Source organism: Pseudoduganella lutea (assembly GCF_004209755.1).
Taxonomy (GTDB): domain Bacteria; phylum Pseudomonadota; class Gammaproteobacteria; order Burkholderiales; family Burkholderiaceae_D; genus Rugamonas; species Rugamonas lutea.
Genome location: NZ_CP035913.1, coordinates 6,082,303 through 6,096,576, shown reverse-complemented (window position 1 = coordinate 6,096,576; position 14,274 = coordinate 6,082,303). Strand labels below are relative to the sequence as shown.

Annotated in this window: 8 protein-coding genes and 1 pseudogene; 8 read left to right on the top strand and 1 reads right to left on the bottom strand. The window is 66.8% G+C overall.

Features of this window, described 5'->3' with window-relative positions; all coding sequences use genetic code 11:
* Positions 1-53: 53 nt before the first annotated feature.
* The 4 genes and pseudogenes from EWM63_RS25780 to EWM63_RS25745 form a co-directional block, all read left to right on the top strand.
* Positions 54-1,645: pseudogene (locus EWM63_RS25780) on the top strand (diguanylate cyclase); the annotation flags it as partial.
* Positions 1,646-4,633: 2,988 nt separating this feature from the next.
* Complete coding sequence (locus EWM63_RS25755) at positions 4,634-6,922, top strand: hybrid sensor histidine kinase/response regulator (protein ID WP_165390926.1); 2,289 nt, start codon at positions 4,634-4,636, stop codon at positions 6,920-6,922.
* A 16-nt stretch (positions 6,923-6,938) separates the two neighbouring features.
* The gene (locus EWM63_RS25750; RefSeq protein WP_130189078.1) at positions 6,939-7,754 is read left to right on the top strand and encodes a transporter substrate-binding domain-containing protein; all 816 of its coding nucleotides are present in this window, start codon (positions 6,939-6,941) and stop codon (positions 7,752-7,754) included.
* Positions 7,755-7,894: 140 nt separating this feature from the next.
* Complete coding sequence (locus EWM63_RS25745; RefSeq protein WP_130189077.1) at positions 7,895-9,421, top strand: PAS domain-containing sensor histidine kinase; 1,527 nt, start codon at positions 7,895-7,897, stop codon at positions 9,419-9,421.
* Positions 9,422-9,476: 55 nt separating this feature from the next.
* Here EWM63_RS25745 and nhaR read toward each other — a convergent pair whose 3' ends face one another.
* On the bottom strand, positions 9,477-10,373 hold the full coding sequence (nhaR, locus tag EWM63_RS25740) for a transcriptional activator NhaR (RefSeq protein WP_130189076.1): 897 nt from the start codon (positions 10,371-10,373) through the stop codon (positions 9,477-9,479).
* Between the two features lie 157 nt (positions 10,374-10,530).
* Here nhaR and EWM63_RS25735 point away from each other — a divergent pair, with 157 nt between their 5' ends.
* From EWM63_RS25735 to EWM63_RS25720, 4 genes are all read left to right on the top strand, one after another.
* On the top strand, positions 10,531-11,496 hold the full coding sequence (locus EWM63_RS25735; protein ID WP_207221154.1) for a TerC family protein: 966 nt from the start codon (positions 10,531-10,533) through the stop codon (positions 11,494-11,496).
* A gap of 65 nt (positions 11,497-11,561) precedes the next feature.
* Positions 11,562-11,966 carry a tellurite resistance TerB family protein gene (locus tag EWM63_RS25730; protein ID WP_130189075.1) on the top strand — a complete coding sequence of 135 codons (405 nt, stop codon included), beginning with the start codon at positions 11,562-11,564 and terminating at the stop codon, positions 11,964-11,966.
* 268 nt (positions 11,967-12,234) lie between these two features.
* Entirely contained in the window at positions 12,235-13,566 is a 1,332-nt protein-coding gene (locus EWM63_RS25725; protein ID WP_229487506.1) for a TrkH family potassium uptake protein, read from the top strand.
* Entirely contained in the window at positions 13,556-14,263 is a 708-nt protein-coding gene (locus tag EWM63_RS25720) for a potassium channel family protein (RefSeq protein ID WP_130189074.1), read from the top strand. Before EWM63_RS25725 ends, EWM63_RS25720 begins: the two co-directional genes overlap by 11 nt.
* Positions 14,264-14,274 lie beyond the last annotated feature (11 nt).

The following is a 14,274-nucleotide window of genomic DNA, read 5'->3' as shown; positions in this document are numbered from 1 at the left end:
CGGCCTTTTTGCTACAGTGAGCGCTTTCGCCCGTGAGAGAGCGTCCACCCTACATGCGTGTCGAAACAAAACTCAAGATAGCGGCCGCCTGCATCATCGTCTTCATGTCCGGCATTGCACTGGTGTCCCATTTTCTCGCCGCGAGCGTGACCAGGGTGATGGAAGAGCTGGATACCACCACCACGCGCGAACGCGAATATGGGGTGCTGCTCAACTACCTGAGCGACGCCGAGGCGGCCCAGCGGGGCTACGTCATCACCGGCCGGCAGGAATTCCTCGTACCCTATTACGACGCCCTGCGGGCGCTCCCTTCGCTGAAGCAGGCGCTGGCCGCGGACAAGATACCGGCCGCCGAACGAAAGGCGCTGGAAGAGATCGCCCGCCTGTCCGAAACAAAGGTCGCCTACATGCGCGACGTTGTGCGCGTGCGCTCGGCGCAGGGCGGCGTCGCCGCGGGGGCGCTCGTCGACACGGGGCGCGGCAAGCAGTACATGGACCGGCTGCGGGTCCTGATCGGCACGCAGGAGGCGGCCTATCGCCGTTACCGGACCACGCTGCGCGATGAGCTTGCCGCGCGCTCCCGTCTTGCCGCGAATGTCTCGAGCGTGGCCACCGTCATCGATATCGTGCTGCTGGTCCTCATGGGCGCGGTCGGCAGCAATGCGCTGTCGCAGCGCCGCAAGGCCGAGCAACATGCCAATGAAGTATCCCGCCAGCTGCGGCTCACGGCCGACATGGCCGAACGGCGCAACGTCCAGCTGCAAAGCGGCGGCGAGATGCTGCACGCGCTGGAACTGGCCGAAACGCTGGACGAAGGCGCGCAGATCGTGGCGCTGTACTTCGGCCAGCTGCTGCCGGCGTTGTCCGGCTCGATGTACCTGTACCGCCATTCCCGCGACGTGCTCGAACGCAAGGCAACCTGGGGCAGCGCCAGCGATCCCGACGTCGTCGAGCCGCTCGACTGCTGGGCCCTGCGCAAGGGTGCCCAGCATTTCACGCTGGGCAATGAAGGCACTCTCACCTGCCGCCACGTGGCGCAGGCCGGCTCACGGCTGCCGCGCATCTGCCTGCCGCTGGTCACGCAGGGCAACGTCATCGGCTTCATCACGGCCGAAGGGATGGCGCTCGGCCAGGACGACAGCGCCACAGAACGCACGTGGATCCTGCAGCTGGGCGAACAGGTGGCGCTGGCGCTGTCGAACGTGCAGTTGCGCGCCTCGTTGCGGCACCAGTCCGTGATCGATCCGCTGACGCAGTTGTACAACCGGCGCTACCTGGACGAGACACTGAAGCGGGAACTGGCGCGCGCCGAGCGCCGCGACGTGCCGCTGGCCCTGATCATGCTGGACCTCGACCACTTCAAGCGCGTCAACGACACGTTCGGCCACGAGGCCGGCGACCTGCTGCTGCGCCACGTGGGCCGCGTGCTGCTGCAATCGATCCGCGGCAGCGACGTGGCGTGCCGCTACGGCGGCGAGGAACTGGTCGTGCTGCTGCCGGACTGCACGCTGGAGATCGCGGCCAGCCGTGCCGAGCGCCTGCGCCAGGACATCCGGGCCCTGAACCTCACCGTCAACAAGGACGTGCTGAGCCCTCCGCCTCGTTCGGCGTGGCCGCGTTCCCGGTCCATGGCGACAGCCCCGAGTCGCTGATGCAGGCCGCCGACACGGCGATGTATGCCGCCAAACATGGCGGGCGCGACCGGGTCTGCGTGGCCGCTTCGCCGGGCCTGCCGGCCCAGCCAGCCCGGCTGGCATGAACGCGGGCTGGACCGGCGTTGTGTCGCCTGCACTGGCCGCCAGCGTGCCACGGTAGAGCCGATGGCTGCGGCTTGCCGGTCGCGCAGCCATTTAATCGTGCTGCCGTGCTGGCGTGATGCCGTGCTGCCGTGCTGGCGTGATGCCGTGCTAGGGTGCTGCTTGCGGTAGCTGTGCCATATGCCATGCCGTCCGAATCCGGTTGTATCGATGGTTGGATGCCTGGACTGGCGTCCCGGATGCCTTTCGAAACGCCTCGCAAGTACTCAGATTCCTCGCAAGTGCTCGCTGGTGTGCAACAAGGCGCTGGTTCAGCCGAGAAAATGCAAAATCGGCGAGCCAGAAAAGAGCCGGCCCGAGACTGAACGAGGCGCAAGCTGGAACTGGGCGCCCCTGTCCATAGGGCGGGCAAGTGTCGGGGCAGTTATTGAAGGTGCCACGTTGCCACAGCAATATGGTCGAGCCCACCTGCCACCTGCCGCCTGCTGCCCGCTGCCCGCTGCCTGCTGCCTGCTGCCTGCTGCCTGCTGCCTGCCCCCGTCGCCTGCCGTCCTCATGCTGCATCATGTGTCCGCCGCCGGCCGAGGCCGCAAGGAGCCGGGTATATATCGATGGTTGGGGCTCAGCGCGGGTGCCTCGTTCGCTTTCGGAATGCCTCGCAAGTTCCTCGCGGGTGTATTGCAATGTGCTGATTTGCTGGAGGAATTTCGAAACCGGCGAGACAACCAGCAGACACTCCGAGACCGAATGAGGCGCGAGCCGTGACCGGGGAACCATGCATATATAGCCAGCAAGTGTCGGCTGCCATGCGGTTGAGGCTGCCAGATTACTTTCGCCAGCCGAGGCAGCCCGCCGCCCGCTGCCGGCCGCGGCTGAGGCCGCAAGGAGCCAGGTATATATCGATGGTTGGGGGCTCAGCGCGGGTGCCTCGTTCGCTTTCGGAATGCCTCGCAAGTGCCTCGCGGGTGTATTGCAATGTGCTGATTTGCTGGAGGAATTTCGAAACCGGCGAGACAACCAGCAGACACTCCGAGACCGGACGAGGCGCGAGCCGTAACCGGGGAACCATGCATATATAGCCAGCAAGTGTCGGCTGCCATGCGGTTGAGGCTGCCAGATTACTTTGGCCAGCCGAGGCCGCCCGCTGCCGGCCGCGGCTGAGGCCGCAAGGAGCCAGGTATATATCGATGGTTGGGGGCTCAGCGCGGGCGCCTCGTTCGCTTTCGGAATGCCTCGCAAGTGCCTCGCGGGTGTATTGCAATGTGCTGATTTGCTGGGAGAATTTCGAAACCGGCGAGACAAACAGCAGACACTCCGAGACGGAACGAGGCGCGAGCCGTGACTGGGGAACCGTGCATATATAGCCGGCAAGCCGTTGGCTCCCACTGCGGTTGAGGCTGCCAAATCGCCGCGCCAGGGGCCGGGCCGCCTGCTACCTGTCGCACGCCACCCGTCGCCTGCTGCCCGCTGCCCGCTGCCTGCTGCCCGTTGCTTGCCGTGCCCCGTCCTGCATCATGCCCCCGCCGCCGGCCGAGGCCGCAAGGGGCCGAGTATATATCGATGGTTGGGGGCTCAGCGCGGGCGCCTCGTTTGCTATCGGAACGCCTCACCAACGCCTCGCGGGTATGCTGCAATGCCCTGATTCGCTGGGAGAATTTCAAACTCGACGAGACAACCGGCAGACAATCTGAGACCGAACGAGGCGGGAGCAGTGATTGGGGAACCGTGCATATATAGCCGGCAAGCCGTCGGCTCCCACCGCGGTTGAGACTGCGAGATCGCCTTGGCCAGGGGCCCGTGCCGCCTGCCGGCTGCCGCCTGCCGCCTGCCACCTGCCACCTGCCACCAGTCGTCCACCGCCTGCCATCCTGCCCCCCGCCGCCGGCCGAGGCCGCAAAGGGCCGAGTATATATCGATGGTTGGGGGCTCAGCGCGGGCGCCTCATTTGCTATCGGAACGCCTCGCCAGTGCCTCGCGGGTATGCTGCAATTCCCTGATTCGCTGGGAGAATTTCAAACCCGGCGAGACAAACGGCAGACAATCCGAGACCGAACGAGGCGTGAGCCGTGACTGCGGAACCGTGCATATATAGCCAGCAAGCCGTTGGCTGCCACTGCAGTTGGGGCTGCCAGCTCGCCTCGGCCATGGGGCGGAGGCCGCCTGCCGCCTGCCGCCTGCCGCCTGCCGCCCATTGCCCACCGCTCGGCGCCGGAGGCGCAGGCCGCAGGAGCCAAGTGTATATCGCTGCTTGCGGACTCAGCGCGGCCGCTTTCGAACCGGCTTGCCCGCAATACTCATGCCGCTGTTTTTCTGCTCGCTGTTTTTCTGCTCGCTGTTTTCCGCTCCCTGTTTTCCGCTCCCTGTTTTCCGCTCCTGTTTTCCGCTCCCTGTTTTCCGCTCCCTGTTTTCTGCTCCCTGTTTTCCGCTCCCTGTTTTCTGCTCCCTGTTTTCTGCTCCCTGTTTCTGCTCGCTGATTTCTGCCTGCTGATTTCTGCGCGCTGATTTTCTGCTCGCTGTACTTCTGCTTGGCGTTCTCCTGCCTGATGGTCGCGGTCCCCTCGATGCCAATTGGCGATCAATGCCTGGAACTCAGGACTCGGCACTCGGCACCCGGCGTTCGGCGCCAGCTGCCACACAGCCACAATGTCAACAGAACCCGCGCCCGTCGGCAAACCTGAAGGCCACCCAAAGTCAGCCAGGCCGCCCGCAATGCCACCCGCGGCGCGGCGTGACGTGACGCGGCATGGCATGGCGTGGTGTGGCGTGCGCGAGCCCATTGCCTGCATTGTTAAACTCTGCCTCGGCAAGGCCGGGAAACCCGGGCCGGCACCTGACCAAAGGCTTACATGTTCGGAAACGCGCGCGTAGTTCGCAGGATGGCTTCGCTCGGCCCCCGTGCCCGCTGGGGTGGCGCCGCCACGCTGGCCGTGCTGGCGGTGGCGCTGCAGGTGCTTCAGTGGCGGTTCGACGGCGGCCGCGCGCCCTTTCTCGTGTTCAGCCCCTGCCTCGTGTTCGCGGCGGCCGCGTTCGGCCATGGGCCGGCCCTGCTCGTGTTCCTCACCGGGCTGTTCGCCGGCGTGTGGATGCTCGATCCGCACGGCACGCCGCCCGCCCTGGAAGGCAGCGAGCCGGCGGCGATCGGCGCTTATGCGCTGCTGGGCTTGCTCTCGATCTACCTGGGCGGCCTGGGGCGCATCTATGCGGGGCGTGCACTGCGCGCCGAACAGGCGCTTGCCGACGAGCGCGTGGCGCAAAGCGAGGCCCAGCGCGACCACCTGTACCACCTGTTGCTGCAGGCGCCGGGCTTCGTCGTGATCCTGCGCGGGCCGGGCCACCTGATCGAATTGACCAATACCGATTTCGACGCGCTGGTCGGCCGCACCGGCCTGGTCGGCACGCCGTTCGCCACCGCCGTGCCGGAACTGGCATCCGGCCACCTGGTGGCCCAGCTCGATGCGGCGTTTCGTGGCGGTACCTCGTATGCTGCCCGGGAAACGCCCGTCCATGTGGGGAACGGCGGCAGCCCGGCGGAACGGCTGCGCTACATCGACTTCGCGCTGCAGCCGATTGCCGGCGACGGTCCGCCAGCGGGCGTGTTCCTGTCGGGTGTGGATGTCAGCGAAGCGCGGCGTGCCCGCGAAGCCCTGCTGCTGAACGAGGAGCGGCTGAAGGATGGCTTGATGGCGGCCCGCATGGCGGTCTGGGAATTCGACTTGGTGCGCGACGAGGTCCTGTTCTCGGACAGCGCGATCGTCCTGTTCGGCGCGTCACTGGAAACGTTGCGCCGGCCATGGCACCTCGTGCACCCCGACGACCTGCCCCGCCTGCTCGAGGCGCGCGCGGCGGCCATCGCCCGGCGCGGCGAATACCAGATGATCGTGCGCGCCCGGCGCGCCGACAACGGCGCAGCGATGTGGCTCGACCTGCGCGGCCGCTGCATCGTCGGGCAGGATGGCGGCGTGCACCAGTTGCGGGGCGTGACGATCGACGTGACCGCCCGGGAAGTGGCCGAACAGGGCCTGCGCGCGGCAGAACGGCGCAAGGATGAATTCCTGGCGATGCTGGCGCACGAGTTGCGCAACCCGCTCGCGCCGATCAGCGCCGCGGCCACGCTGCTGCAACGCGGCATCGCGCAGCCGGCGCAGGTCGCGATGGCCGCCGCCATCGTCGCGCGGCAGGCGTCGCACCTGTCGCGCCTGGTGGACGACCTGCTTGACGCGGCGCGCATCAGCCGCGGCAAGATCGAACTGGTGCGCCACCCTTTCGACCTGCGCGAGGCCGTGCGCGACGCGCTCGAGCAGGTACAGCCGCTGCTCGATGCGAAGCGACACCGCCTGGAGGCGGCGCTGCCGGCCACGCCGCTGGGGGTCGATGGCGACCGCGCGCGCCTGACACAGGTGGTTGCCAACCTGCTCAGCAATGCGATCCGCTTCACCGCGCCGGGCGGCAATATCGGCGTGACGCTCCACGACGATGGCGGCCAGGCCATGCTGGCCGTCAGCGACGATGGGTGCGGCATTCCAGCCGAACTGCTGCCGCATGTGTTCGGGCTGTTCACGCAGGGCGAACGCGGTGCCGACCGTTCGCAGGGCGGCCTGGGCATCGGGCTGGCCATCGTCTCCGGCATGGTCGCGCTGCATGGCGGATCGGTGCGGGCCGACAGCGACGGCCCCGGGCGCGGCGCCCGCTTCACTGTCTCGCTGCCCGCCGTGGCACTGCCCGACCGGCCCGTCACCGTCACGCCGGCCGCCTTGCCGGGAAAAGCGATGGCGCTGCTGCTGGTGGACGACAACCGCGATGCCGCCGACACACTGGCGATCCTGCTGCGCGGCGCCGGCCACCACTGCGAAGCCCTGTACGACGCCGAGTCGGCGCTGGCGGCCGTGCGGGCGTGCCGGCCGGACGCGTGCATCCTCGACATCGGCCTGCCGGGCATGGATGGCTACACGCTGGCCCGCGAGATCCGCGCCATCGCCGGGCCGCACGTCGTGCTGTTCGCGCTGAGCGGATATGGCCGAGCCGAAGACAAGGCAAAGGCCGCGGCGGCCGGCTTCGACCGCCACTTCGTCAAGCCGGTGGCACCGGAAGAGCTGCTTGGCGCACTGACCGCCGCCGGCGCTTGCCCACCCGCCGCCAACGGGCCGATCGGCGGCACCACCGCGTAGGCTCCTGGATCGCCACATGCCGCGTGTGCGGCGCCGGGCGCTGGTGCGGGACTACAATGCACGCATGTTCCGTCCGCTTACCGCCTTCCTGTCGACGGTGTTCCTGGCCAGTGCCTGCACCGCAGGTCACGCGGCCCCGCTGCGCGCCGGCGGCTTCATCGTGGCCCCGCTGATCGTTGGCGAGGCGAACAGGCCGCTGCGCGGCGCATTGCGCGATTTCCTGGAGCGGGAAGTGGTGCCGGGCGGCGTGGCCATTCGCTGGATGCCGCCGATGTCGTTGCCGGAAACCGTACAAGCGCTGCGCGACGGCACGCTCGACGTGGTGCTGCTGGCGAGCGGCGAGGGCGTGCGCCAGTTGGGAGCCACGGCGGCCGGGTGGACCTACTTGCTGGCCCGCCCGCACCTGGCGGTACGCGACGATTCGCCACTGCGCGGCGTGGACTCGCTGGACCAGCTGGCGGGCCTGGACATCGGCTGGATCGCCGGGCCGGAGCTGTCGCCCGCGCTGCGCAAGTCCGGCGCCCGGTGGCTTCGCACGACCACACCCGACTGGCAGGTCGAAAACCTGCGCCGGCTCCAGACTGGCGAGATCGACGCGGCCTATTTCGAGAACGAATATTCGCCACGCTACCTTGCCCGCGCGGCAGGCATCCCGATCCGCGTGGTGCGCCTGCCGATGCCGCCCCGGCCGTTCTACATGCTGTATTCGTCGAAGGCGGACAAGGCCGACATCGCCCGCTTCGACCGTGCGGCGGCCGCCGCATTCGCCGGCCGCCGCTTCCGCGATTTCCTCGATCGCTACACCGCGGCGCCGCAGTCCCGGCGGCCGTGAGCGCGCTGGCGCGGGGGTACCCCGCGGCGATCCAGGCCGCGCCGGCATGCCCCGGGATTGAACCACAAAACATTTATTTTGCACAAAGAAACGTAAAATTGTGACATCATGCCCGGCTACTGTTCCGCCAGGTCCGAGCCATGCCACCCGCCTCCACGTTCCCGTCATCCGACGCCACCGTCAGCGCAAGCCCCGAAATGCGATTCCGCGCCCTGTTCGAGCAGGCGCCGGTCAGCATCCAGATCCTCGCGCCGGGAGGACGCACGATGCACGTCAACCAGGCGTGGGAGGATCTGTGGCAAATCCGTGAAGGCTCGGCGCTGAAGGCCCATGTGCTGAGCGCCGCCTACAACGTGCTGGAAGATCCGCAACTCATCGAGACCGGTATCGTCGCGGATCTGCGCCGCGCATTTGCCGGCGAATCGGTCGCGGTCCCCGCCATCCGCTATGACGTCGCGGCACTGGGCGGGGCCGGGCCGGCACGCTGGGTAACCGCCCGCGCGCATCCGATCAAGGATGGCCAGGGCAATATCCTCGAAGTGATGCTGATGCACGAGGACATCACCGAGCGCGTGGAGGCGGAACAGGCGCTGCGCAACCGCGAGGCGCGTTTCCGCTCCCTCGTGATGGCCACATCGCACATGGTCTGGACGACCACGCCCGACGGCCGCGTGGTCGAGGATTCCCCGTCGTGGCGCGCATTCACCGGCCAGCGCTACGACGAGTGGAAGGAGTACGGCTGGCTGAACGCCTTGCACCCGGACGACCGCGATGCGACGGCCGCGCTGTGGAACCAGTGCGTGGCGACGCGCGCAGTGTTCGAGACGCGCTACCGCATCCGCCGCGTGGACGGCGACTACCGCTGGGTGGCGGTCAAGGGCGTGCCGATCGCCGACGCCGGCGGCGCCGTGCGCGAATGGATCGGCGCGAATGCCGACATCCACGAGATGGTCGAACAGGACCGCCGCAAGGACGAATTCCTGGCCATGCTGGCCCATGAACTGCGCAACCCGCTGGCGCCGATCTCGGCGGCGGCGGATGTGCTCCGGAGCGGCAGCGCAGGCGCGGAGTCGATACGCCGGGCCAGCGACGTGATCGCACGGCAGGTGCGGCACATGACGTCGCTCGTCGACGACCTGCTCGACGTGTCGCGCGTGACCCGCGGCCTGATCCGGCTCGACCGCGTGCCCGTGGACGTGGCGGCCATGCTCGCCAATGCCGTGGAACAGGCGCGCCCCCTCATCGTGGCGCGCGACCATGCGTTCGCCATCGAAGGCGATGCCGCGGACGCGCGCGTCATCGGCGATCCGAACCGGCTCGTGCAGGTGGTCGTCAACCTGCTCAACAATGCGGCTAAATACACGCCGCGGGGCGGGCGGATCACACTGGCCATCGACCGGACGGCCACGGCACTCACGGTCAGCGTGCGCGACAACGGCATCGGCCTGGACAACCAGTTGCTGCCGCATGTGTTCGACCTGTTCACGCAGGCGGAGCGTTCGCCCGACCGCGCCCAGGGCGGCCTCGGCATCGGCCTCGCGCTGGTGCGCAATATCGTTGCGCTGCATGGCGGCCAGGTCACGGCACACAGCGACGGGCTCGGGCTGGGCAGCGCGTTTACGGTCACGTTGACCACGGATGACACCGGGGGCGTCGCCGGCTCATAGCGGCTTGCCCGGACCGGACCATCTTTCGCTCCGACGTCCCAAGTCGGACAAGCCGCTAGCCGCCGAACAGGTGATTGCGCGCCTCCTGGCTGATCGCCACGGTGGCCGGATGGCTCAGGCGCCGCTCGGTGGTGATCGCATACACCTGGTCCATCACGTCATGCGCCTCGCCGAACTGCTCGACCTCGTACTGCCTGCAGATATAGTCGGCCAGCACGCCGGGGGCAAAGAACAGCCCCGCGCCGGCCCGCCCGAACGCCTTCATCATCGCGCTGTCGTCGAATTCGCCGACGATACGTGGCCGCAGCCCGTGTTCCTCGAGCCAGCGCAGCACGCGCGGCCGCGTGGCGAAATCCTCGCCCGGCAGCAGCATCGGCATCTTGTCGAGGCATTGCGGGAACGGCCCCTTCAGGCGTGAACGCAAGGCCGGCGCGCCGAAGACCTTCAGCGCGCTTTCCCCCAGCAGGTGCGAATAGCCGCGCACGGCCAGGTGGGGCGGCATCGGCCGGTCCGCGATGATCAGGTCGAGCCGGTGCACGGCCAGGTCGCCCAGCAGCGTGGCGAGCCGCCCTTCCCGGCACACGAGGCGCACGGGCTCGGCCAGCGACAGCGCGGGTGTCAGCACCTGGCTGGCAACCATTTTCGACACGGAATCGGCGCAGCCGACGAGAAAGCGCGTGGCGTGCGCCGATTCGTCGTGCAGGGCTTCGACCAGTTCGTCGCCCGTGCGGAAAATCGTGTCGGCATAGCCGAGCACGCGCGTGCCGGCCTCGGTGAGCTCCAGCGTGCGCCCGGCCCGGCGGAACAGTTCCACGCCGAGCGACTCGGCGAATTCCGTCAGCTGGCCGGAAATCGATTGCGGCGTCAGGTGCAGCTGCTCGGCCGCCCGGGCGATCGTGCCAGTGCGCGCCACCATCCAGAAATATCGAAGATGCTTGTAATTCAGGCTCATGGTTCGTGACGGGCGGGATGGTTGATTGGACATCGAGACATGATCGATCGATAACTCATCGTTTTTTTCGATGTATCGGGCAAGTATATTCGATTTGTCCAATGAATCGGGCGCCGGTATCCTTCGCGTATTGATATTCCTTAAGGAGTTGGTCGATATGACTGGACTTGAAAATATAGCCACACCGGGCATGTGGGCCGGCTTCGTGGCATTCGTGCTGGTGATGCTGGCACTCGACTTGTTCGTCTTTGGCGGTAACAAGGCGCACAAGGTGAGTGTGAAGGAAGCGGCCGCATGGTCGGGCGTGTGGGTAACGATGGCGCTGCTGTTCAACGCCGGCCTGTGGTGGCACCTGAAGGGGACAGTGGGCGAAGTGGTCGCCGACCAGAAGGCGCTGGAATTTCTGTCCGGCTACCTGATCGAGAAGGCGCTGTCGGTCGACAACGTGTTCGTGTTCCTGCTGATCTTCGGCGCCTTCCAGGTGCCGCCGCAATACCAGCGCCGCGTGCTGATCTATGGCGTGCTGGGCGCGATCGTGATGCGGGCCGTGATGATCCTGGCCGGTGCCTGGGTGGTGAAGGAGTTTTCGTGGGTGCTGTACCTGTTCGGCGCGTTCCTGCTGTTCACCGGTATCAAGATGCTGATGGCGTCCGAGCAGGAGCCGGACGTGACGCAGAACCCGGTGCTGAAGTTCGCCAAGAAGCATTTGCGCGTGGCCGAGGACGAGCAAGGCGAGAAGTTCATGGTGCGCCGTAACGGCCTGCTGTACGTGACGCCGCTGTTCCTCGTGCTGATCCTGATCGAGGTGACCGACCTGATCTTCGCGGTGGATTCAATCCCGGCGATCTTCGCGATCACGACCGACCCGTTCATCGTGTTCACGTCGAACCTGTTTGCGATCCTGGGCTTGCGGGCGCTGTACTTCCTGCTGGCCGACATCGCCGACCGCTTCCACCTGCTCAAGTATGGCCTGGCGCTGGTGCTGGCGTTCATCGGTACCAAGATGCTGATCATGCCGTGGTACCACATGCCGGTGGAAGCTTCGCTGGTGGTGGTGGCCTTCCTGATCGCCTCGAGCGTGGTGGCGAGCCTGCTGCTGCCGCCGAAGAAGACCGATAACTGATCGCCCTGATCAATGTAATGACGACGCGGCCCCGGTGGGGCCGCATGACCAACAAAGGAACTGAAATGCGACCGTATGAAACAAACAGCCCGCAGGCCCGCGCCCGCCTCCTGGCCCTGTCGATGGTGGTCGATGGCCACCTCGACCCGGCCGAACTGCAGGTGCTGAAAGACGCTCCCGTGCTGAGCGACCTGGGCATCGACTGGACCCTGTTCAGCGAAGTGCTCGACGAACTGTGCAGCGACATGCTGGGCGGCACGGTGCGCCACGGCGCAGTGGAAATCGGCCCGGCATTGCTGGACAGCGTGCTTGGCGAAATCACCGACCCAGGCCTGCAGCGCCAGCTGCTGGTGGCGATGCTCAACATCGTCGAGGCGGATGCGCGGCTGGCCCACGCCGAGCGCCTGCTGGTGGCCCGCGCCGGCGAGTGCTGGATACCGGATGCACAGGGCGAACCGGTGCCGGCGTGACGGCAGCGCCGGCAACACGTACCGGTACAGGCGCCGCTTAGTTATCACTTGACTGGAAATGTTTCAAAACAACCGGTGTCTGTCATGCGTGGTGTCGGACACTTTTTCCGGGCGCTTCATCCGGAAAATGTGTCGGACACCGGTCTTCGCCTGATGTTACCGATTTTCTAAGCGGAAACCGGTTGCTGCTGACGGGCACATGGGATTAGGCGGGACCGGCGGCATCGATTACCATGTCGGTCTTTGCCACCATGCCGGTGCCTGAACCTTGAAACAGACAGTCCTCCACCCCGCGCGCACGGTCATCCTGGGCTTTGCCCTGGCGATCGCGATCGGCACGCTGCTGCTGATGCTGCCCGTGGCGCGCGCCGCCGGCGTGCCGGCGCCGCCGATGGTGGCCTTCTTCACGTCCGTGTCCGCGATCTGCGTGACGGGCCTCGTGCTGGTCGACACCGGCACCTACTGGTCGGTGTTCGGCCAGTCGACGATCATGGTCATGTTCCAGCTGGGCGGCTTCGGCATGATGACGGCGGCCACGCTGCTCGGCCTGATGGTGAACCGCTCGCCGCGGCTGCGCACGCGGCTGGTGACGCAGACCGAAACGCGCTCGCTGTGGGTCGGCGACATTTCCAGCGTGGCGAAGCTGGTGCTCGGCGTGACGATCCTGTCGCAGCTCGTCATCGGCACACTCCTCACATTAAGGATGCGTTTCGGCCACGACATGGCCTGGGGCGACGCCGCGTGGAGCGGCTTCTTCCATGCCGTGTCGGCCTTCAACAATGCCGGGTTCTCGATCCATGCGGATGGCTTCATCCGCTATGCGGGCGACGCGCTGGTGCTGCTGCCGGTCATGATCGCCGCGGTGGTCGGCGGCATCGGCTTCCCCATCCTGAACGATCTGCGGGACCGCTGCCGCGATCCGCGCCACTGGTCGCTGCACACCAAGCTGACGCTGGCCGGCACGCTGGTACTCGTCGCCAGCGGCTTTGTCGCCATCCTGCTGTTCGAGTGGGACAATGCGCGGACCTTCGGCCCCATGTCCATCGCGGAGAAGCTGCTGAACAGCCTGTTCATGTCGGCTTCCGCGCGCACCGTGGGCTTCAACACGGTGGACATCGGTGCGCTGACGCCGGAGACCTGGGCCCTGCACTACTTCCTGATGTTCGTCGGCGGCGGCAGCGCCGGTACCGCCGGCGGCGTGAAGGTGGGCACGGTGATGATCCTCGTGCTGCTCGTGATCGCCGAGGCGAAGGGCCATGCCGATACCGAGGCATTCGGCCGCCGCGTCGGCGCTTCGGCGCAGCGGCAGGCCATCACGGTGCTGGTCGTCGGCAGCGTGATCGTCGCCGTGGGCACCATCGCACTGCTGCGCATCTCGCATTTCCCGACCGACCAGGTGATCTTCGAGGTGATCGCCGCCTTCGGCAGCGCCGGCCTGTCCACGGGCATCACCGCCGACCTGCCGCCGGCGGGCCAGTTCGTGCTGGCGCTGCTGATGTTCTTCGGCCGCGTCGGCACCATCACGCTTGCCACGTCGCTGGTCATCGGCGAACGGCGCATGCCTTATCGTTTTCCTGAGGAGCATCCAATTGTGGGGTAGGATTTTTACGGAGCAGTTCGCGTTTTCGGCCAGCGACAGCGTCATCGTCATCGGCCTGGGAAGGTTCGGCGGCGCGGTCGCGCAATCGCTGATGCACCTGGGCCACGACGTGATGGGCGTCGACAAGAAGGAAGAGCTGGTGCAGGTGTGGGGCGACCGCCTCACGCATGCCGTGCAGGCCGATTCGACCAATGAGAACGTCATGCTGCAACTGGGCGTGGCCGATTTTTCCCACGCGATCGTGGCGATCGGCTCGGACCTCGCGGCCAGCCTCATGACGCTGATGGTGCTCACGGAACTGGGCATCAAGGATATCTGGGTCAAGGCGCTGACGCCCGAACACGGCCAGATCGCCCAGCGCATCGGCGCGCATCATGTCGTATATCCGGAAGCGGACATGGGCGAACGCGTGGCGCACCTGATCACGGGCCGGATGATGGATTTCATCGAGTTCGAGGATGGTTTCGCGATCGCCAAGATCCATGCGCCGGCGGACACGCACAACGTGACGCTGGCCGAATCGCATGTGCGCACGCGCCACGGCGTGACCGTCGTCGGCGTCAAGCGCGCCAACGAGGACTTCCAGCATGCCCGGCCGGAAACCCGCATCCTGCCGGCCGACCTGCTGATCGTGTCCGGGCCGACGGCAAGGATCGAACAGTTTGCCGGCGGGGACAAGGCCAAGAGCAGGAAGTAAGCGAAGCCGCG

Bases quoted from the DNA above. Each gene is read 5' to 3' on its own strand.
- EWM63_RS25755 (WP_165390926.1), top strand. From the start codon at position 4,634: ATGGCTTCGCTCGGCCCCCGTGCCCGCTGGGGTGGCGCCGCCACGCTG.
- EWM63_RS25750 (WP_130189078.1), top strand. From the start codon at position 6,939: ATGCCGCGTGTGCGGCGCCGGGCGCTGGTGCGGGACTACAATGCACGC.
- EWM63_RS25745 (WP_130189077.1), top strand. From the start codon at position 7,895: ATGCCACCCGCCTCCACGTTCCCGTCATCCGACGCCACCGTCAGCGCA.
- nhaR (WP_130189076.1), bottom strand. From the start codon at position 10,373: ATGAGCCTGAATTACAAGCATCTTCGATATTTCTGGATGGTGGCGCGC.
- EWM63_RS25735 (WP_207221154.1), top strand. From the start codon at position 10,531: ATGACTGGACTTGAAAATATAGCCACACCGGGCATGTGGGCCGGCTTC.
- EWM63_RS25730 (WP_130189075.1), top strand. From the start codon at position 11,562: ATGCGACCGTATGAAACAAACAGCCCGCAGGCCCGCGCCCGCCTCCTG.